The 18773-nt window shown below is 37.3% G+C and carries 19 protein-coding genes and 1 pseudogene; 11 read left to right on the plus strand and 9 right to left on the minus strand.

The genetic code is table 11. The features are described 5' to 3' along the window. Entirely contained in the window at nucleotides 1–1038 is a 1038-nt protein-coding gene (yvcK, locus tag OZX59_RS00595; protein WP_277126211.1) for a uridine diphosphate-N-acetylglucosamine-binding protein YvcK, read from the plus strand. Next, entirely contained in the window at nucleotides 1038–1973 is a 936-nt protein-coding gene (gene whiA, locus OZX59_RS00600) for a DNA-binding protein WhiA (protein WP_277126212.1), read from the plus strand. Before yvcK ends, whiA begins: the two co-directional genes overlap by 1 nt. 75 nt (nucleotides 1974–2048) lie before the next feature. Here whiA and clpP read toward each other — a convergent pair whose 3' ends face one another. Next, nucleotides 2049–2633: an ATP-dependent Clp endopeptidase proteolytic subunit ClpP gene (gene clpP / locus OZX59_RS00605; protein ID WP_277126213.1), complete on the minus strand. Its 585-nt coding sequence runs from the start codon at nucleotides 2631–2633 to the stop codon at nucleotides 2049–2051. A 174-nt stretch (nucleotides 2634–2807) separates the two neighbouring features. Between clpP and OZX59_RS00610 the strand changes: the two genes are divergently transcribed. Further along, complete coding sequence (locus OZX59_RS00610) at nucleotides 2808–4466, plus strand: SH3-like domain-containing protein (RefSeq protein WP_277126214.1); 1659 nt, start codon at nucleotides 2808–2810, stop codon at nucleotides 4464–4466. Between the two features lie 18 nt (nucleotides 4467–4484). On the opposite strand, the gene OZX59_RS00615 is transcribed toward OZX59_RS00610, so the two are convergent. Then, nucleotides 4485–4940 carry a Fur family transcriptional regulator gene (locus tag OZX59_RS00615; RefSeq protein WP_277126215.1) on the minus strand — a complete coding sequence of 152 codons (456 nt, stop codon included), beginning with the start codon at nucleotides 4938–4940 and terminating at the stop codon, nucleotides 4485–4487. Between the two features lie 105 nt (nucleotides 4941–5045). Continuing rightward, complete coding sequence (locus tag OZX59_RS00620) at nucleotides 5046–6473, minus strand: amino acid permease (protein WP_277126216.1); 1428 nt, start codon at nucleotides 6471–6473, stop codon at nucleotides 5046–5048. Between the two features lie 178 nt (nucleotides 6474–6651). Here OZX59_RS00620 and OZX59_RS00625 point away from each other — a divergent pair, with 178 nt between their 5' ends. Then, complete coding sequence (locus OZX59_RS00625) at nucleotides 6652–8172, plus strand: SH3-like domain-containing protein (protein WP_277126217.1); 1521 nt, start codon at nucleotides 6652–6654, stop codon at nucleotides 8170–8172. Between the two features lie 241 nt (nucleotides 8173–8413). Here OZX59_RS00625 and OZX59_RS00630 read toward each other — a convergent pair whose 3' ends face one another. After that, on the minus strand, nucleotides 8414–8554 hold the full coding sequence (locus tag OZX59_RS00630) for a hypothetical protein (protein WP_277126218.1): 141 nt from the start codon (nucleotides 8552–8554) through the stop codon (nucleotides 8414–8416). Nucleotides 8555–8693: 139 nt separating this feature from the next. On the opposite strand from OZX59_RS00630, the gene OZX59_RS00635 reads away from it, so the two are divergent. After that, on the plus strand, nucleotides 8694–10028 hold the full coding sequence (locus OZX59_RS00635) for a hypothetical protein (RefSeq protein WP_277126219.1): 1335 nt from the start codon (nucleotides 8694–8696) through the stop codon (nucleotides 10026–10028). 118 nt (nucleotides 10029–10146) lie between these two features. On the opposite strand, the gene OZX59_RS00640 is transcribed toward OZX59_RS00635, so the two are convergent. Together OZX59_RS00640 and OZX59_RS00645 are read right to left on the minus strand one after the other, a co-directional pair. Further along, nucleotides 10147–10515 (minus strand): hypothetical protein, encoded by a 369-nt coding sequence (locus OZX59_RS00640; protein WP_277126220.1) that lies wholly within the window; start codon nucleotides 10513–10515, stop codon nucleotides 10147–10149. Beyond that, nucleotides 10463–11524: an ISNCY family transposase gene (locus OZX59_RS00645; RefSeq protein WP_277126221.1), complete on the minus strand. Its 1062-nt coding sequence runs from the start codon at nucleotides 11522–11524 to the stop codon at nucleotides 10463–10465. The genes OZX59_RS00640 and OZX59_RS00645 overlap by 53 nt, the downstream gene beginning before the upstream one ends. A gap of 282 nt (nucleotides 11525–11806) precedes the next feature. Here OZX59_RS00645 and OZX59_RS00650 point away from each other — a divergent pair, with 282 nt between their 5' ends. The 5 genes from OZX59_RS00650 (at nucleotide 11807) to OZX59_RS00670 (ending at nucleotide 16569) form a co-directional block, all read left to right on the plus strand. Beyond that, a complete protein-coding gene (locus OZX59_RS00650; protein WP_277126222.1) occupies nucleotides 11807–12838 on the plus strand; it encodes a sugar-binding domain-containing protein in 1032 nt (343 codons plus the stop codon). A gap of 61 nt (nucleotides 12839–12899) precedes the next feature. Further along, entirely contained in the window at nucleotides 12900–13916 is a 1017-nt protein-coding gene (gap, locus tag OZX59_RS00655) for a type I glyceraldehyde-3-phosphate dehydrogenase (RefSeq protein ID WP_277126223.1), read from the plus strand. A gap of 104 nt (nucleotides 13917–14020) precedes the next feature. Continuing rightward, nucleotides 14021–15232 carry a phosphoglycerate kinase gene (locus OZX59_RS00660; RefSeq protein ID WP_277126224.1) on the plus strand — a complete coding sequence of 404 codons (1212 nt, stop codon included), beginning with the start codon at nucleotides 14021–14023 and terminating at the stop codon, nucleotides 15230–15232. A gap of 20 nt (nucleotides 15233–15252) precedes the next feature. Next, nucleotides 15253–16008 carry a triose-phosphate isomerase gene (gene tpiA, locus OZX59_RS00665; protein WP_277126225.1) on the plus strand — a complete coding sequence of 252 codons (756 nt, stop codon included), beginning with the start codon at nucleotides 15253–15255 and terminating at the stop codon, nucleotides 16006–16008. Nucleotides 16009–16164: 156 nt separating this feature from the next. After that, on the plus strand, nucleotides 16165–16569 hold the full coding sequence (locus tag OZX59_RS00670; protein WP_277126226.1) for a type II toxin-antitoxin system HicB family antitoxin: 405 nt from the start codon (nucleotides 16165–16167) through the stop codon (nucleotides 16567–16569). A gap of 59 nt (nucleotides 16570–16628) precedes the next feature. On the opposite strand, the pseudogene OZX59_RS00675 reads toward OZX59_RS00670, so the two are convergent. The 3 genes and pseudogenes from OZX59_RS00675 to OZX59_RS00685 form a co-directional block, all read right to left on the minus strand. Next, nucleotides 16629–16887: pseudogene (locus OZX59_RS00675) on the minus strand (Txe/YoeB family addiction module toxin). Further along, the gene (locus tag OZX59_RS00680; protein ID WP_277126227.1) at nucleotides 16880–17170 is read right to left on the minus strand and encodes a type II toxin-antitoxin system Phd/YefM family antitoxin; all 291 of its coding nucleotides are present in this window, start codon (nucleotides 17168–17170) and stop codon (nucleotides 16880–16882) included. Before OZX59_RS00680 ends, OZX59_RS00675 begins: the two are co-directional and overlap by 8 nt. Before the next feature lie 52 nt (nucleotides 17171–17222). Beyond that, nucleotides 17223–18053 carry a helix-turn-helix transcriptional regulator gene (locus tag OZX59_RS00685; protein ID WP_277126228.1) on the minus strand — a complete coding sequence of 277 codons (831 nt, stop codon included), beginning with the start codon at nucleotides 18051–18053 and terminating at the stop codon, nucleotides 17223–17225. Between the two features lie 285 nt (nucleotides 18054–18338). On the opposite strand from OZX59_RS00685, the gene OZX59_RS00690 reads away from it, so the two are divergent. Further along, nucleotides 18339–18704: a lactococcin 972 family bacteriocin gene (locus tag OZX59_RS00690; RefSeq protein ID WP_277126229.1), complete on the plus strand. Its 366-nt coding sequence runs from the start codon at nucleotides 18339–18341 to the stop codon at nucleotides 18702–18704. Nucleotides 18705–18773: the final 69 nt, after the last annotated feature.

The raw sequence follows: 18773 nt of genomic DNA on the forward strand, positions 1-18773 counted from the left end.
ATGACTTATGGCGAAGAAAAAATAATTCGCGTCATTAAGGGTAGACGTCCCAAAGTGGTCGTAATTGGTGGTGGTACTGGCTTGCCGGTTATTTTAAATGCATTAAAAGATCAAAATGCTGAAATTACTGCCATTGTGACTGTTTCAGATGATGGTGGTTCTTCTGGCTCGATCCGGAATTTTATCAATGTAGTGCCGCCAGGTGACATTCGTAATGTTTTAGTCTCTTTGAGTGATTTGCCACAAGAAGAAAAAGATATTTTTCAATATCGCTTCGATTCTTCAGATTCCTTTTTTTCTGGGCATGCGATTGGTAATTTAATCATTGCGGCTTTAAATGAAATGCATGGAAATATTTTTGAGGCAGTGCAATCTTTATCTAAGATGATGAAGATTGATGGTAATGTTTTTCCGGCCTCTAACGAGCCATTAACCCTCAATGCTGAGTTTGTTGATGGTAGTGTACAGGCTGGAGAAAAAGAAATTACTGACAAAGATAAGCGAATTAAGCGAGTTTGGGTTACTAATAGTAATTCTGATGAGACACCACAGGCTGTTTTACCAGTTTTGGCAGCTATTATGCAGGCAGATGCTGTTGTCTTGGGACCCGGAAGTTTATTTACGTCAATTTTGCCTAATTTAATGATTCCTAACTTAGGTGAAGCCGTACGCCAGACCAAGGGTGAAGTAATTTATATTTGTAATATTATGACTCAGCTTGGAGAAACCGATCATTTTTCTGATAGTGAGCATGTAAAGGTGATTAATCACCATTTGGGTGGGCACTTCATTGATACTACTCTGATCAATGGTGCGCCAATTGACATGTCGCAGTTTAATCCAGACGATTATGATGCTTATCTTGAACCAGTTAAAAATGACTTTGCCGGTTTGCGTGATCAAGGTAGTCGAGTAATTACTGCTGATTTCATTGATCAACGCAGCGGCCTGGTCTTTCATGATGGTCAAAAAGTGGCTAAAGAAATTATTGCACTGGCTTTTGAGGCGATGTCACGTAGAAAGAGAACTAACAAATAATGGCAAGTTATGCAAGTGAAGTTAAGAAAGAATTGACGTCGCTTAAGATTAATCCTGAACATGCGAAAGCAGAATTAGCCGCGTTTTTGCGAATGAATGGTGTGCTAAACTTTCACGACCACCAGTTTAGTTTGGACATTACTACTGAAAACCCGGCGATCGCCCGTCATATTTTTTCATTGATTAAGACTGCTTATCGAGTAGAACCCCTGCTAATTGTTTCGCGGAAGATGAAATTAAAAAAGAATAATCAGTATTTGGTTCGCTTGCAAAATCACGTGCGTGAAATCCTATCAAACTTAGAAATCTTAACACCGCAAGCAGAATTAGTTACTAGAATTCCTGAGCGGATTACTTCGTCTAGGGAAGGCTCAATGTCATATTTGCGAGGAGCCTTTTTGGCTAGTGGTAGTGTCAATAATCCGGAAACTAGCAGATATCATTTGGAAATTTATTCAGCTTATCAAGATCACAACAATGATTTGCTTGAACTAATGAATCATTATTTTAATTTGAACGCTAAGACGACTCCTAGACGTAATGGCTACATTGTTTATCTCAAGGAAGCTGAAAAAATTGGTGATTTTTTGCATATTGTCGGAGCCTTAAATGCGATGCTGGCGTTTGAAGATTTGCGAATTATGCGGGATATGCGTAATTCTGTTAATCGGCTAGTTAATTGCGATACTGCTAATTTGAAAAAAACGGCAACGGCGGCTGCTAAGCAGGTTGAAGATATTGAATTAATTAAGCAAAAAATGGGCTTAACTGAATTACCAGAAAAACTGCAAGATTTAGCGCGTTTGCGCCTAGATAATCCAGAATTATCACTCAAAGAAGTGGCCGAGCAAGTTGCAGATGGACCAATTTCTAAATCTGGGGTTAATCATCGTTTTAAAAGAATTCATGAAATTGCTGAAAATTTACGACAATAATATGGTTTTTAAGATGCTAGCAGGGCAAATAAAAAGGACTCACTTTGAAATGAGTCCTTTTTAGTATCTAATTAATTATTTTTTCTTGTTAACCATGATTTCGTCAATTAAACCGTAATCTTTAGCTTCTTGTGCGCTTAAATAATTATCGCGTTCAGTATCTTGTTGGATCTTCTCCAATGGTTGACCAGTCGTTTCATGTAAGATTTGGTTAATCTTTTCTCTGGTCTTCAAGATTTCCGTAGCGGCAATTTGGATTTCAGTCTGTTGACCTTGGGCACCACCAGAAGGCTGGTGAATTAAAACGGTAGCGTTTGGCAATGCAAAACGTTTGCCCTTTGTACCACTAGTCAATAGCAGTGAGGCCATTGAAGCAGCCATTCCAGTCGCAATCGTGGAAACATCTGACTTGATAAAGTTCATCGTATCCATGATTGCTAATCCTGAGGTTACTACACCACCAGGAGAATTAATGTAAAGCGAAATGTCTTTTGTATTATCTTGTGCATCCAGGAATAGTAATTGCGCAATAATTGAGTTTGCCATGTCATCATTAACTTCGCCACTCAACATAATAATCCGATCTTTTAGTAAACGTGAATAAATATCATATGCACGTTCTCCTTGAGCTGTTTGTTCAACAACAGTAGGTACTAGCATTTTTTTGCCTCCTAAAATTTAAGTTCAAAAATAATTAGCACTCTAATAAGTACAGTGCTAATTAAATCACTTCCGTTAAATACTGTCAATGAAAGTGTATCAATTTTGTATTTTTTGTAACACGCTTCTTATATTACAATGTAATAGAGAAGATTAATTATCGGAGGAATAGTTTTGAAGCAATTTAGAAAAATCGCAACGATTATCACGACCATCATGGTAAGTCTAGTAGTCGCAAGTGGCTATGGGCCTGCGTTAGTTATGGCAGATTCGACCACTACGCAGTCGCCGGCTTCAGATAGTTCAAATGAAGCTGGATCTGGGGCTAGTTCGGATAACTCAAGCCAAACAACTACAACTAAGCAGCCTAAGCAAACAACTACTGGTTACGCAATGATGACCAAAGTTGCTGGGGACAAGAACTATAAGGTTTGGCAGAGTGTGTCGAATGGTAAGGTTCATAAAAAGGTAGCTGATGGAATTGATTATCGCTATAACCATATTCAGTCAGACCAATTAGTGAAGACTAAGAAGTATAATTATTGGCGGATTTATGTTGACGGTCGTCAGGTTGGCTATGTTAATGAAAACTATTTTGCCAAAAATAAAATCTCTGTGCCAAAGACGATTAGCTTAGTTCGCAACGAGCATTATGAATTTTCAACTGTCGATGCTATTTCTTATGCAACTGATGATACTGGAACAGTAGTTGACAATAGTCAAGTACAAATCTCTAAGACTGGCATTTTTTGTGATGAACCGAAAACCTATAAGGTTAACTACTCTTATGGTAAAGCTAAAGCAACCACCAAAGTAACCGTCAGAAAGAGTACTAAAGAAGGTATGGTTGACGAAAGCGACTTTGATAGTGTAAAGGCACAAAAGGGGACTAATGACTACCAAGCCTGGAAGACACATTATGGTTCATCAGTTAATTATGTCAGTCCTACAGAATATACGCCTGAAACCGAAAAACGGACGCTGACTAGCGGTGATTTAACACTAAAAACCCGGTTTTATCAACCCGTATTGTTAAGTGTTAAGGATCCTAGTGATGATAACATTAACCGCGTTGGTCATATTCCTGAAGGAGTTACAGTTGCCGATGATGGTTGGACTTATACCAGTTTATTAAGTCATACTAATTTAATGTCTGGTCATATTGTTGGCTATGATTTGCAAAAGTTGACCAATCCGTATAATGCGCAGCATTTACTTGATATGTCACAAAAGAAATTCAATAATTATGTTAAGCATGTTAAAGTTAGTCCGTATATTCCAATTGGTCACGGTCAAGCAATGGGTAATAGTAAAAAATATATTTACATTATCAATAATGATCATGATCAAAAAGAAAGTACTGATGCCAACGAGCTAATTCAAATTCGCAAGAGTGATATGCAAATTAATAAAATTTGGACGTTCAAGGCTTGGGTTGGCGATGATTCTAAGCCACGCTATTTCCAAAATGGGGTAGTTGTTTCAGATAAAGATATGTACATGGTTTACCATGACGAAGCTAACAACTGCTACGAATATTGGGAATTTAAACGTACCGGTGACAACTGGTATCCAGAATTAGTTGGTAAAACGGATGGCAACTTTGTCAATAACGGAGCGCCAGTACAAGGATTTACTTATGACCCAGGCCACAAGAATTATTACTTGGCCTTTAATGATCTGATTTTTAAGATTGGACGTAGCGGCCAAATGAAACAGGCTTACCAATTTAATACTGGTCGTGAAATTGAAGGAATGTCAGTAGCTAATAATCGCTTATATGTCAATTTAGCTCAACGAGCAGAATTGTTAGTAAGTATGGATATTGATTAAAATAAAAATAAGAGCTGATTAGCTCTTATTTTTTTGCACTTTTTGTTGGCAGTCAGTACACAGACCGAAGATTTCTAGATGACTAGTTGACGTAACAAAGCCAGTTTGTTGTTCAGCTTCTTGGCGCATTTCGTTCTCAATTTGGGCAAAATTAGGATAAACCACATCGGCAATCTTGCCACATTGCATACAAATGATATGAAAATGTGGTTTGACAAAATAATCATAATGAGAAGAATTATCACCATTTTTGACCTCAATAATAATTCCGGCGTCAACCAATTTTTTGAGGGTATTATAAACGGTTGCTCGATAAGTTGAATGACCATTGCCGATTGCCTGATAAATCGTAGCTGCTGTGGGATGATTATGATGGGTCATCAAATAAACTAGGATTTTACAGCGTGGCTTGGTTACTTTTAAATGATGTTTGCGTAATAAATTGTGTGCTTGCGCTTCATAGTCTGCTTGCAAAATTATCAGCTCCTTTTGCGCATTTTAGTTTATTTTAGCATTATTTAGCAGAAAAAAACCGCCTTTTGCAAGCGGCTTTTTTAATCTTTAATTATAGCTAGTAAATTATTTTTGATGTTTTCGAATGGTTGGTAAGATCATTCCTAGCAAGAATAAAACAACTGGTGTAGCAATATTTAGTGCCAAAGTGGCAGGATCATTCGAATAAACTCCTAATAAACAACAAGCCGCGGTCACGATAAAGCACCAAACTCCAGCAGTGTAGGCCAAGCCTTGATGCTTAGTCATTTGATAGCTTTCGTTAGTTTTGAACTTTTTAGCTTGCTTACGCAAAGCGATGTAGGCGACGAAAATCCATAGATAACGCATCGGCATAATAATTGAATTTAATTTGATCAATTGAGCCATAATTGCTTGGGCATCAGGCATTAACGCTTGTACCAAAATTAGGCCACCAGATAAGGCAACGATTAGCCAAATACCATTGATGTAGGCACCGTGCTTGTTAAGCTTGAGGAGTTTCTTAGGGATGTAGTCTTTAGCTTCCTTGCTTCCTAAAAGCATGCGTAGCGGTGCATCAATACTGATAACTAGGGTTGAGAATTGACCGATAACATTACACCAAGCGTAAATGTACATGAATAATCCACCAACGCCATAATATTTACCCAGCTTGTCAAATGCCATGTAGGGCCCATTTGAAATATATTCGTTTAAATGAGCATTTACGACTTTAGGGTCAAACATCATGGCCATTGCAATTGTTCCTAAAATGGCAGAAACCATTACCATAATGGCTAGACTGATCATTGCTTTAGGAAAATTGGATGATGGATTTTTTAATTTGTTGACATAAGGTGAAATATTTTCTGCACCGCCAACCGCAAAAATCAAAATTGATAAAGAAGAAAAGTACTTAACATTAAAAGTTGGTAGAAAGTTTTTCCAATTCCAACTAATATTTAAATAATTGGCATGTGGATTAATTAATGGCGCCGCAAACATCATAATAATGAATAAGATGGACATCGCAAACATTGCGGCACCTGCAATAGTTGAAAAAGTCTTAATCACAGAAACGCCGCGGCTTGCCAGCCAACAGAAAAACAAAAAGACGGCCAAGGTAGCTAGTTGAGTCCAGGCAGTTGGCAAGCTGTCATACCAAGTGGTATTGCCGAAAATTCCCCATGACATGCCGCGAAGACCCGTGGTACCTTTACTTGAGATATAAACAACTCGCACAGCCCAGAAAGTCCAACCGGTATAATATGCCCATTTGGGTCCCATAGTCGCATTGACCCAAGAGGAAACGCCACCTTCAGAATCCTTAAAAACAGAACCTAGTTCGCCAACCATTAGCGCATAAGGTACGAAGAATAGTAAAAAGACGATAAGCCAACTGAAGATGACTTTAGTGCCATCAAAATAAACAAAACCATTGACAACATTACCAAAACTCCAAACAGTGGAGAAGGACATCATTGCCAAGGTAGTCCACATCATTTTTTTGGACTTTTGTTGTGATTCAATCATAAAATCAAAATTCCCTTCAAAATAATAATAACAACATGATTATTGTACACTAGCGAAATCAAAAAATGAAAAGCAAAAAAATCGGATTTTTTAACCAGATTATATAACAGTAGCAACTATTGCTTATTGCTGATAATTATGTAAAACTATATTTATATTTTTTAGAAAGTGGGAGAATATGAACAAAGCAATTAAAACTAAAGTAGCAATTGCTACTTTAATGGTGATCCTTGGCGTTGGCGGACAAAGTCAGCAAGCTAGCGCTAAGACGTATAGTAAGGCAATTACCAAGGTAGCTGGCAATAAGAATTACGCCATTTACCATCACGCGACTAAGAAGGGGCCGTCAGGCAAATTTACTTCAACTAAGTATTTTAAGCATGCACAAATTCAATCCAAAAAGTCGGTGAAAACTAACAAAGGTACTTATTGGCAAATCATTGTTGATGGTCGCAACGTTGGTTGGGTTAAGCAAAACTTTTTTACACGTAATAAAATTTCCGTTGCTAAGAAGGTTAGCCTGGTCAATAATGGCAATTTTAGTTTCAATCCTAAAGACGCGATTAGCTATGTAGCTGATAGCAAGGGAACAGCGGTTGATACCAGTAAGGTCAAAACGTCGGTTACTAAAGTTAGCTCAAACAAGCCAGGTACAACTACGGTCAATTATAGTTATGGCAAAGCCAAAGCTAGTGTTAAAGTTACAGTTCGCTCTGATCCAAAAGAGGGTGTAGCTAGCGCATCCCAAATCCCTAAGAATGGTCCTAAGGCGGTGTCAACTTGGAAAGGCAGTTCGAAGTCTTCATCTAGAAATTGGAATGCTAAGCATAATTATACCATTGAGAATAAATCAAATACCTTTAAGGCCAACGGTTTAACGCTCAAGACCAAATTTTTCCAGCCACGGTTTGTTAGTCTTGATTACCACAAGGCAGGAGACAAGATGGGTCAAGTTGGGGTGATTCCTGAAGGGATTACCTTTCGCGGTCACGATTTCACAGTGGCCCTCTTCAATAAGAGCAGTGATCAGTACGGCCATTTGGTGTCTTATGATTTAAGCAAGCTTAATAAGTACAAAGCACAGGATTTGCCGGGACTTAAGTGGTCAACTTTTAGGAAATATGCATCACATATCAAGGTTAGCCCATACATTAAGCTCGGACATGGTCAATCATTAAGTTCGTCTAGCAAGTACTTCTATGTGTTAGCTAATGATAATAGTGCTAAAAATTCGGATAAGGCAGAAGAAATCTTGCAAATTCGAAAATCTGATATGCAGATTAATCAGATTTGGTCATTTAAGATTGCTAATGGCAGTTCGCCGCGCTATATTCATAACGCGACCTTTTCCGGTGACAACACGATGTATTGTCTATTCCATAATGGCAGCAATCATCGCTATGAATATTGGAAAGTGACACGCAGCGGAGATACGTGGACACCAGAAGAAATTGGTGCAACGCAAAGTGACTTTATCAGTAATGGTTCACCTGTTCAAGGCTTTACTTATGATCCTAAGCATCAGCAATTTTATATTGGATTTAATGATTATCTCTTCAGGGTTAAAACAGATGGTACTTATCAAGGTAAACACCATTTAAAGACTAAGCGTGAAATTGAGGGCTTGTCAGTATCTAGCAGTAAACTTTACGTTGAATTTGCACAACGCGGCGAATTAACAGTCGGTAAAACTAAATAATCAAAAAAGCAGCTTCAAGCCTGAAGTTGCTTTTTTAGTTATTATGGGTCCCCTGAGAGTCGAACTCAGATTTTAAGAACCGGAATCTTACGTGCGATCCATTACACTAAGGACCCAATTAGAACATTAATAAGTATAACAGAAATTTAGCGAAAGTAAAATTTTTTATGGTAATTTTGGCTGAAGTCATGCTAGTTAAGCAAAATGGATTTTCGGCTGATTGAATTTTTATTATGCTTACCTATAAACTATCCCAATTAATATCATCTACGTTGGTAAAACCGGTATTATCGTTTTGCCGTCTACGCACTGTTTTTAATACCCCTGTATTTTCTAAATACATGGTCTCATTAATTGTAGTTATTGACTTAAGATTATCCATATTACTCCTAACATTTAATATATATTAAAGCTTAGCAGATTTTAAGCAATTTGTTACTTAAAGTTTATATAATTAGCGATAACGATAGTTTGATTATTTAACTTGATTATATCAAAAAGAATTTATTAAGAGGTGAATTATGAAAAACAAATTTAGAAAACTGCTACTATTGGGAACAATCGTTGCTAGTATTGTAGGAATAAATTCATGCGTATCAATCTATGCTAAAGCAAATAGTAAGCCCAACGTTACTGTTAAAAAAGTTAGGTCAAAAAAACTAACAGCTTTTCCTAAAAAAATGCGTGGTAGTTGGTATAGCTATGTTGATGATAAATTAGATAAAATTGCGATAACTAAAAATAAGGTTTCGTTGAAGAATGGTACTTACTTTACTTTAAATAAAAAAGTTAAAAAGTCACAGGGTAAGCATCACTTCATTAGCACTACTAACGAAAAGATAGAAGATGCAGTTTATGAAGAAACTGAAAATAAGTATATTGCTACCAAAGAAGGTAAAAAACAGAGAAATGCTTATCGCGCTGATAAGTATGAAGGTCATCCTGTATTACTGGTTACAAATTTAAATAATGCTGATTTTACTCAGAACTACTTTAAAAGCAAAAAATTAGCCAAGCAATATACGAAAACACATTATGAACTAGCAACGATAACTTTACCTAAAGGCTATACTACTGAGAACATCCGGGAGGCTATGCGTAATGATGGTAAGTTTAACGCTGAATTTTTTCAGGCTTTGAAAAAGGGTGTGAAAGAAAATGATTTTAACAGAACTGTTGCAGCTGAAAGTCCAGCTGATGAGAAGTTAATCGTTAACCCGGGAAAACTAACTGTTAAGGAGCAAACAATACTGAATGAATATGTCTTAAGATTGATTAATGACGCTAGAAGTCAACTGAAATTGAAACCATGGCTTACAAGTATGGGGACTGAAAAGTTGGCTGATGATATTGCTGCTAGATATAATGCAGGCAACAAAGACTTATATGATGACGATCCAGATTTTATTATCGAAGCAGGTAAGGCTAACGGTCTTAATTTAACTGATGGGTCTGTTGATGCTGTACTTGGACGTGGTGCAACTGGTATGGATCAAATCTCAATGACGACTTTAAAGAAAATAATTTATGAGCAGATAAAAGCTGACATATTTGGCTTTCAAGCCACGGACATGTCGACCGAGGGTGGAATTAAATATGGTAATCTAGGGCTTGCTTGGCGACCAGTTGATTTCGCTTTGCAAGCTAATGATGAGAATAACTATAATTTTGCAAGTCAGTATCCTAGTTTTTTCTTGAATATCACTTCCGACAACCAAGATGATGACTACTCATATTTCAGTTTCAGGCTAACTACTGTTAAGAATATGCCTGCTCCAACTTATCAATTTCATTATGTTAGCCTTCCCGAATCTCTTCTCAAAAATAGCAAGATCAATGTTGGATTTAAGCCTTAGCAAGCTAATAATACTGTATGAGTTTTACCAATAGTATAAATGGATGTTTTTGCTGTCAATAATAAGGGAATATGTCCCAAAAATAGTTAAACATTAGCGGGAATTTTTCCCGCTATTTTTATACGTATTTATGCTTTTCATGTGCTCGTTTTTGTTGAGCCAGAAATGAAGCTTGTTTCCACGGATGGCTCATTGGTGGAATGTACTTCTTTTTAGGCTTTTCAGGTTTAGCTGCCAAGTCAATCTCTGTTGATACTGTGACATGCTTATTTACCTGTGTTAAAGCATAAACTTGCTCATCAACTGCGATAAATAGCTGTCCATCTAAAGCCTGGATGACTAATCCTTTGGTTCCTTTTCCAAAGCAGATCAATTTACCAGCAGTATCAAAGGCCTGATAGTGCTTATTTTTAAAAGCAATTGTGGCACCACTATCAAAATACTGCCAAGGTAGTGTTAATTTTTTCAGGTGTAGGGGCTGTTTCAAAGACAGTTGGAAACTGGTGATAATCTTGACCAAAGAGCTGGTTAAAAGCAGGTACGAAGGTTTCTGTGAGGTATTGATTAGCACCAGCCAGTGAGTTAATACCTGCTAAGCGCAGTTCCATCTTTAGACGACTTTGAACAGTTTGGTTAGCACGTTCAACCATACCTTTGGCCTGCGAAACACTAGTGGTTACCAGATTAGTGCCCAAGGTTTTACAAGCATAACCGAATTGCGTTAAGACGTCTTTATGTTCAAGCTTGGTTTTGGCAGTTTCATAGTTAAAGACGGTGCGGTTATCTGTTTTGAAGCAGTAAGGAATACCATAATTCCTCAAAATTTGTTCAAAAACATGATAATAACCGTTTAAAGTCTCTTGCCAATCAAAATAAGCGCCAACGAGGTTGCCAGTGGCATTATCGATTGCCAGATGCAAGGAAGCCTTTTTAGTACCGAACCAAATAATGTCAGAAGCATCCATTTGGATTTCTTCGCCAAAGTATTTACAACGTGCTTGGCGTGGGTGAGCATCTTCTAAGGCAACGAGATGCTTAACAGCATCATCAAGTTGTTGTGATTGAGCATGAGGGTGTTTAGCCCGATATCGCTGCTTAGCTAACCGTTTACGAGTTCTACGCCAAGTTTTAGGCGGGTAGATATCAGCAGCGGTAAGCAAATTATAAACCAAAGTGTAAGAGACCTTAATTTGTTCACGAGTAGCTAATAGTTCGGTGTAGTGCTTAAAGTTACAGCCTTGATATTTCTGTTGATAAAGAGTTACAATTTGCTTGTTAATCTTTGTAGAGAGAGAGTTAACAGGATGGCGGTCTTTGTTCCCATGAACGAAGGCCGCTTTTCCTTGTTCCTGATATTTTTTAAGTAGTCGGTTAACCTGTCTAACAGTAATGCCTAAGGTCAGTGCAGCGCGATGCTTATTGCCGTGATGATCAAGTAACTCTTTAATTACAAGATATTTTCTTTCAGCGTTCATATTTAATCCAATCCTTTTCAATTTGACCATAACCTCCAATAAGGAGATTATGACATAAAAATTTGGGACATTATTGCTTAATAACACTTAAGACATTATCGCTTATTAATCACAACCAATAGTATAAATGGATGTTTTTGCTTGAATTTTCACAAAAGCACTGCTATACTATAAATGTCGATGGAGGAATGTATGATTTAAGATATTTGTAAATCAGCATGACTCTTATATTTTTGGACATTCTGGGACAATAAGTGACAAATGATGGGTCATAATTGTCCCAAGATAAAAAGGAGAGAAGGTATGTACTCGGAATTTCCAGTGCTCGAGGCTCTCGTTCCCGATATCTTAAAGGTTTTTCGTCAAAGGATTTCAATTCTCGAACAGATTTCACTGAACGCACCAGTTGGCCGCAGAAGTGTGGCTCAAGCGTTAGGGTTATCGGAGAGAAATGTTCGAACCGAAACTGATTATCTCAGCAAGTTAGGTCTGATTGAGGTTAAGAGTTTTGGAATGTTCATGACTGAAAAAGGACAAGAAACCTTGCAAGATGCGGCTCCTCTGATTGATCGGCTAGTTAATGCTCGCAAGAGTGAAATTGAACTGGCACGTAAACTTGGGATTGAGCGAACAATTATTGTTCCTGGCGATAGTGACTTGCAAGAGCGCGTTTATGAACGGATGGGTACAGAACTTAGCTCAGCCTTAGACTTGTTATTGCCATTAGGGCAATCAATTATCACCGTTTTAGGTGGAGTTGCTTTGTCAAAGGCAGCTGGTTATTTATCTAAGAGTCTGGGAAATAATCGACAGTTAGTGTTTGTTCCAGGTCGTGGTGCCTTGGGCGAGAATGTCGCGATTCAAAGCAACACGATCGTTCAAGCAATGGCTGCTAAGACTGGCGGTGAATATAAAACATTATATTTGCCGGAACAAGTTTCTAAAGAAGCCTATAAATCGCTAATTCGTGAAGCAACAGTTGCAGATGTCTTAGAAGACATTTCGCAAAGTGATGTAGTAATTCATGGAATTGGTCTTGCTCATGATATGGCAAAACGGCGCGGATACGATTCAATTCGCTTATCCGAGTTACGCGAGAAAAAGGTGGTCACCGAATGTTTTGGGTGTTTCTTCGATGGCAATGGTAAGATTGTCGATCGCGTGCAACAGGTTGGCTTGCAGTTCGAGAATCTCAATAAAATACCTCACATATTCGCTTTTGCTTGTGGAGGTCGCAAGGCTAACGCAATCAAGGCTTATATGCCCAATGCTCCTCATCAAACCTGGTTAATTACTGATGAAGGAGCCTCAGATAAGATTTTAAAGGAGAAATAATTCTCATTTAAAATAAATTAATTTATATTTCTTATATAGTTCTTAAGGAGGACTTTAGAATATGACAGTTAAAATTGGTATTAACGGTTTCGGCCGTATTGGTCGTTTAGCATTTCGTCGGATCATGGATTTAGGCGAAAAGTCAAAGGATATCGAAGTTGTTGCTATTAACGACTTGACTACTCCAGCTCTTTTAGCACACTTATTAAAATATGACTCAACTCATGGTACTTTCAACCACGAAGTTTCAGCTACTGAAGATTCAATCGTTGTTGATGGTAAGAAATACCGTGTTTACGCAGAACCTCAAGCTCAAAACATTCCATGGGTTAAGAATGATGGTGTTGATTTCGTTCTTGAATGTACTGGTTTCTACACTAGCAAGGCTAAGTCACAAGCTCACCTTGACGCTGGTGCCAAGAGAGTCTTGATTTCAGCTCCTGCTGGTAACGACTTGAAGACTATTGTTTACTCAGTAAATGATGATACTTTAGACTCAAGCGATAAGATTGTTTCAGCTGGTTCATGTACTACTAACTCATTAGCTCCAATGGTTGATGCTTTGCAAAAAGAATTCGGCATTAAGGTAGCTACTATGACTACTATCCATGCTTATACTTCAACTCAAATGTTGCTAGATGGTCCAGTTCGTGGTGGTAACAAGCGTGCCGCTCGTGCCGCAGCTGCTAACATCATTCCTCACTCAACTGGTGCTGCTAAGGCTATTGGTCTTGTTGTTCCAGAATTGAATGGTAAGGTTAACGGTCACGCACAACGTGTTCCAGTTACTGATGGTTCATTGACTGAATTAGTTTCAATTCTTGACAAGAAAGTTACTGCTGATGAAGTTAACTCAGCAGTTAAGAAGTATGAAAGTCCTTCATTTGCTTACAACGATGACGAAATCGTTTCAAGCGATGTTGTTGGCATGACTGCTGGTTCAATCTATGACCCAACTCAAACAATGGTAACTACTGCTGGTGACAACCAATTAGTTAAGACTGTTGCTTGGTATGACAATGAATACTCATTCACTTGCCAAATGGTTCGTACTTTGTTGAAATTTGCTACTCTTTAATCATTAGTTGATTAAACTTAAGTAGTAAAAGAGAAGGCGGAGGGAAATTCTTCCTTCCGCCTTTTTTTGAAAGCAAAAATAATTGAGTTATCGGAGGATTATAGATGGCTAAATTAACTATTTCAGATCTCGATGTAAAAGATAAAAAAGTTTTGGTTCGGGTTGACTTCAATGTGCCAATTAAAGATGGTGTGATTGGTGACGATAACCGGATCGTTGCTGCATTACCAACTATTAAATACATTATTGAAAATGGCGGCAAGGCGATTTTGCTTAGCCACTTGGGACGTATTAAGTCGGATGATGATAAAAAAGAATTGTCACTTAAACCAGTTGCTGCTCGTTTAAGTGAACTCTTGGATAGACCGGTAACATTTGTACCTGAAAATGAGGGTAAATCAGTTGAAAGTGCTATCGATGAGATGCATGACGGTGATATAATTGTTCTTGAAAATACTCGTTTCCAAGATATTGATAATGATTTTGGTAAACGTGAAAGTAAGAATGACCCAACTTTAGGTGAATACTGGGCTAGTCTTGGTGATATTTATGTTAACGATGCCTTTGGGACTGCGCACAGAAGCCATGCTTCTAACGTTGGTATTGCTGAAGCGATGAAGAAGGCTGGCAAGCCTGCTGCAGCTGGTTACTTAATGGAAAAAGAAATTAAATTCTTAGGTGACGCTGTTGCTAATCCAGAACATCCATTTGTAACCATTTTGGGTGGTGCCAAGGTTTCTGACAAGATTGATGTTATCAATAACTTGATTCCTAAATCAGACCACATCTTAATTGGTGGGGGAATGGCATATACATTCTTAGCTGCTCAAGGTCATGATATTGGTAAATCATTATTTGAACCAGACAAAGTTGAGTTAGCTAAACAACTTTTGAAAGATGCTGATGGTAAAATCGTTTTGCCAGTTGACAACTTGGCTGCGACTGAATTTTCAAATGATGCTTCTCGTGAAGTTGTTGGCGATGACATCCCTGACAACATGATGGGCTTAGATATTGGTCCAAAGACCGTTGAAAAGTTCAAGGAAATTTTGAAATCTGCTAAGACAGTTGTTTGGAATGGACCAATGGGTGCTTTTGAGATGCCTAATTTTGCTAAAGGAACTTTAGAAGTTGGTAAGTCATTAGCAGATTTAGAAAATGCTACTACCATTATTGGTGGTGGTGACTCGACTGCTGCTGCTAAGCAATTAGGTATTGCACCGAAGATTTCCCACATTTCAACTGGTGGTGGTGCTTCCTTACAATACCTTGAAGGTAAGGACTTGCCAGGAATTGTCTGCATTTCAGAAAAGTAATTAAGAAAGGATCTAAATATATGCGTACACCAATTATTGCTGGTAACTGGAAACTGCACATGAATCCAGCCCAAACAACTGAATTTGTAGCAGGAGTTAAAGATCAATTACCAGATTCAAACAAAGTTGAAGCATTGATCTGTGCTCCAGCTGTTGACCTTGACGCTTTGGCAAGTGCTGCTAAAGGCTCAAACTTGAAAGTCGGTGCTGAAAATGCCTACTTTGAAGATGAAGGTGCTTTTACTGGTGAAACTTCACCAAAAGTTTTAGCTGAAATGGGCATGGATTACTGTGTGATCGGTCACTCAGAACGTCGTGAATATTTCCACGAAACTGATGCAGATATTAACAAAAAAGCTAAAGCTTTATTTGCTAACCACATTACGCCAATTCTGTGTTGTGGTGAATCTCTTGAAAAGCGGGAAGCTAATCAACAAGCTGAATGGGTTGTTGGTCAGATCAAGGCTGCCTTAAAAGAATTGTCTGCTGATCAAGTTTCGCAATTGGTTATTGCCTATGAACCAATCTGGGCAATTGGTACTGGTAAAACCGCCAGTTCTGATCAAGCTGAAGAAATGTGTAAGACAATTCGTGAAACGGTTAAAGACTTATATAATGAAGAAACTGCTGAAAATGTTCGTATTCAATACGGCGGTTCAGTTAACCCAAGTAACGTTAAAGAATTAATGGCTAAGCCAAACATCGATGGTGGTTTAGTTGGTGGGGCAAGCTTGAAGCCTGACTCATTCTTGGCATTAGTTAATTATCAAGATTAATTTTAATATTTTAAAAAAGACCCTGTTAAAGGGTCTTTTTATATGCCTAATGGACTTGAACGTAAAATCCTTAAAGAGGCTGGGCTAACCAGACATTAACTAGTTACGCAAAGTTGATAAATTATCACTTTGCGTTTTTTTAAAGAGGTGAATAAAATGAGTAAAACTAATGATCTATTTTTGGTCTATCCTGCTGTCTTTACTCCAGAAGCTAAGGGCGGATATTTGATAGAATTTCCGGATATTCAAGGAGCATTTACAGGAATTAACACCGACGATATTTCATATGGTATTGCTATGGCTGAAGAAGCGCTAGGACTGACTTTGGCAGATTATATTGAAAATGCCGATTCGGTGAACCCACCCTCCAACATTAATGAAGTAAAGGTACCGGAAAATGCCTTTGTAACTTTGATTAAAACCAATGTTTCTAAATATTTGAATAATGATAAACTAGTCAAGAAAACTTTGACTATTCCGCAATGGGCTGACCGCAAGGCTAAAAAGCAAAAGCTAAATTTCTCAGCTTTATTGACTAATGCCATTTTGCAACAGAAGTAAATGTTTGCATATATCCGTTTAGATAAAAAATAACCAGTTATTCTTTTGATAATAACTGGTTATTTTTGATGATGATATTTCAACTGAATAATTTCAATTTGGCTTTTAGTAACTTCGGTGTTCACTGTTAATTTTTCTTGACCAAAATCCACTTAGTTCATGTTGTAGTGGCTCTGGTTTGCCAATACCAGTAAAAGGATGCCGAATTGTGTCCATAATCAGTTGATCAATCTTTTTGACTAACGCCTTATCGATTTTTTTCCATTCTATATATTCTTGCCAAGCAGCTTCGGTAAATAGAATGTTTAACTTAGTCATTTGCTAGCTGCTCAAATTCTATCGGTGTCAATAAGTGACTTTTTGAATCAGGCTTGTCAAGCTGGTTAATGGAGTTCTGCAGCGCATTACGGTTCTTTTGAGAAGCAAGTAAATAATTAGTTTCTTGCCAAGAATTATATTCACTTTCTGAAATAACAACCACATTTTTGTTTTCTGGACGAGTAACAATCACAGTTTCACCAAAATTAGTAATATCATCTGCATATTTTTTAAAATTTTGTCTTAACTCTTTTGTACTAACAGCCCTAATATCTGCTGGCATGTATATCACCTCAAATAAATTATAGCATGTGTATCTTATTAAGTACAAATATTTACGAAAAAGATTCAATTTCTGATTTTAGAGCTGGAGCAATATGATCTGCGCCAATCTCTTCAAGTAACTTGGCATAATGATTAGCATGTAAAATGTCATGATTGCAAATTGCAATTTCGGCTTGACAGAGTAGTAATTTGTCATATTGATGGTTAGCCTTAGCAATTGCTGCAGCCTTAGTTAAGCTAGTCTTGGCAGCTGCAAAATTATGATTATCTAAGTATAAGCTAGCCGAATTGATTAAGACACTGCATTTTAATGATTTAAGAAAGGGATAGTGTTTGTCAATCTCATCAAGAACTTTAGAAATTATTTCTTGGTTGGTCACATTGTCAAAGGCATAGGCAATCATGTTAAGAATGTAAATATCATTGATAGTTAGAAGCTTAAACTTTTGTAAATGATTATACCAAATGGGCTGAACTAGTTTCTTGGCTTTTTCAATGTCATGATCTTTACTTATTATTAAGTCTGCTTGTAAAATTAGAGAAATTCGTTCAATGTCCGAATCATTTTCAATCTTTGAACATTTTTTTAGAAGTTGCTCAATTTTATTAGTTTCGGTGCTATGGCTAATGTCAAGTAGCTGATAAAGAATTTTTTCTTTTGGAGTAAATGAATAGTTTGCCTGAATATATTTGAATTCCAGATCGCTAACACCTAAACGCTCAAGTAAGACGTCATAATTGGCTCGAGGACAATAAATTTTACCAGATTCAATCTTTGAAATAGTTTCACGACTAAATAAGTCTTTAGCTAAGTCTTCTTGGCTGATTCCACGCCCTAAACGTATTTTACGAAATGCTTCTCCGAATTCTAAAATAATCATAATTTTACTCCTCTATTCTTATGAGCTAAGTGTAATGCACAATTCATTAATTTGCAATGTAGTAATTGTCCAAAGTATAAAATATAAGTGGTGTGCAAAAATTGCACGGGACAAGCTAGTAAAAATACGATATTATAATTTTGAACATTAATTAATGCATTAAATGTGTTCAAAAAGTTATTTATTTTTTAGTTCGGAGAATAATCATGAGCGGATTACTTAAATTTTGTACATGGTGGTATAAAAATAACTGTGAAAGTAGTTTAGAAGAAGGAGATAATTAAAATGAAAAGCTTAAAGAAAATTGCTGTTAGTCTAGCAACGGTTGCTACAATTGGCATGACTGCTGTTCCAGCATTTGCTGCTTCGGAAAATGATTCGGTTGCAGAAACGCATATGGTTAGTGGGGATAGCCCTTTACTTCTTGCTCGTACAACAAGTTCTGCTAGTGGTGGAACATGGAAATATGACGTTGGAAGTACATACGTATGGTCCTACTACTATCATAAGACTAAGACTCATAAGGCTTCCGTTAAAGCGGGTGATGTGTATATTACTAGTGGCTGGACTAAGAAAGGTAAATGGGCTAAGGCTTCAGCTAAAAAAGCTTTCCCTGATTTTAGGAATTCCATGTATTATGATGTTAAATAAAGTTGGATTTTAATTCTTTTGTAAACCTCACGGTTTACAATAAATCGTGAGGTTTTATTGTAAACACCT

Source organism: Lactobacillus sp. ESL0681 (assembly GCF_029392835.1).
Taxonomy (GTDB): Bacteria; Bacillota; Bacilli; order Lactobacillales; family Lactobacillaceae; genus Lactobacillus.

Excerpts from the sequence above, each read along its gene's own strand:
- yvcK (WP_277126211.1), top strand. The coding sequence starts at position 1 with ATGACTTATGGCGAAGAAAAAATAATTCGCGTCATTAAGGGTAGACGT.
- OZX59_RS00670 (WP_277126226.1), top strand. The coding sequence starts at position 16,165 with ATGAGTAAAACTAATGATCTATTTTTGGTCTATCCTGCTGTCTTTACT.
- OZX59_RS00635 (WP_277126219.1), top strand. The coding sequence starts at position 8,694 with ATGAAAAACAAATTTAGAAAACTGCTACTATTGGGAACAATCGTTGCT.
- OZX59_RS00630 (WP_277126218.1), bottom strand. The coding sequence starts at position 8,554 with ATGGATAATCTTAAGTCAATAACTACAATTAATGAGACCATGTATTTA.
- OZX59_RS00620 (WP_277126216.1), bottom strand. The coding sequence starts at position 6,473 with ATGATTGAATCACAACAAAAGTCCAAAAAAATGATGTGGACTACCTTG.
- OZX59_RS00660 (WP_277126224.1), top strand. The coding sequence starts at position 14,021 with ATGGCTAAATTAACTATTTCAGATCTCGATGTAAAAGATAAAAAAGTT.
- OZX59_RS00685 (WP_277126228.1), bottom strand. The coding sequence starts at position 18,053 with ATGATTATTTTAGAATTCGGAGAAGCATTTCGTAAAATACGTTTAGGG.
- OZX59_RS00650 (WP_277126222.1), top strand. The coding sequence starts at position 11,807 with ATGTACTCGGAATTTCCAGTGCTCGAGGCTCTCGTTCCCGATATCTTA.
- whiA (WP_277126212.1), top strand. The coding sequence starts at position 1,038 with ATGGCAAGTTATGCAAGTGAAGTTAAGAAAGAATTGACGTCGCTTAAG.
- clpP (WP_277126213.1), bottom strand. The coding sequence starts at position 2,633 with ATGCTAGTACCTACTGTTGTTGAACAAACAGCTCAAGGAGAACGTGCA.
- tpiA (WP_277126225.1), top strand. The coding sequence starts at position 15,253 with ATGCGTACACCAATTATTGCTGGTAACTGGAAACTGCACATGAATCCA.
- OZX59_RS00625 (WP_277126217.1), top strand. The coding sequence starts at position 6,652 with ATGAACAAAGCAATTAAAACTAAAGTAGCAATTGCTACTTTAATGGTG.
- OZX59_RS00680 (WP_277126227.1), bottom strand. The coding sequence starts at position 17,170 with ATGCCAGCAGATATTAGGGCTGTTAGTACAAAAGAGTTAAGACAAAAT.
- gap (WP_277126223.1), top strand. The coding sequence starts at position 12,900 with ATGACAGTTAAAATTGGTATTAACGGTTTCGGCCGTATTGGTCGTTTA.
- OZX59_RS00690 (WP_277126229.1), top strand. The coding sequence starts at position 18,339 with ATGAAAAGCTTAAAGAAAATTGCTGTTAGTCTAGCAACGGTTGCTACA.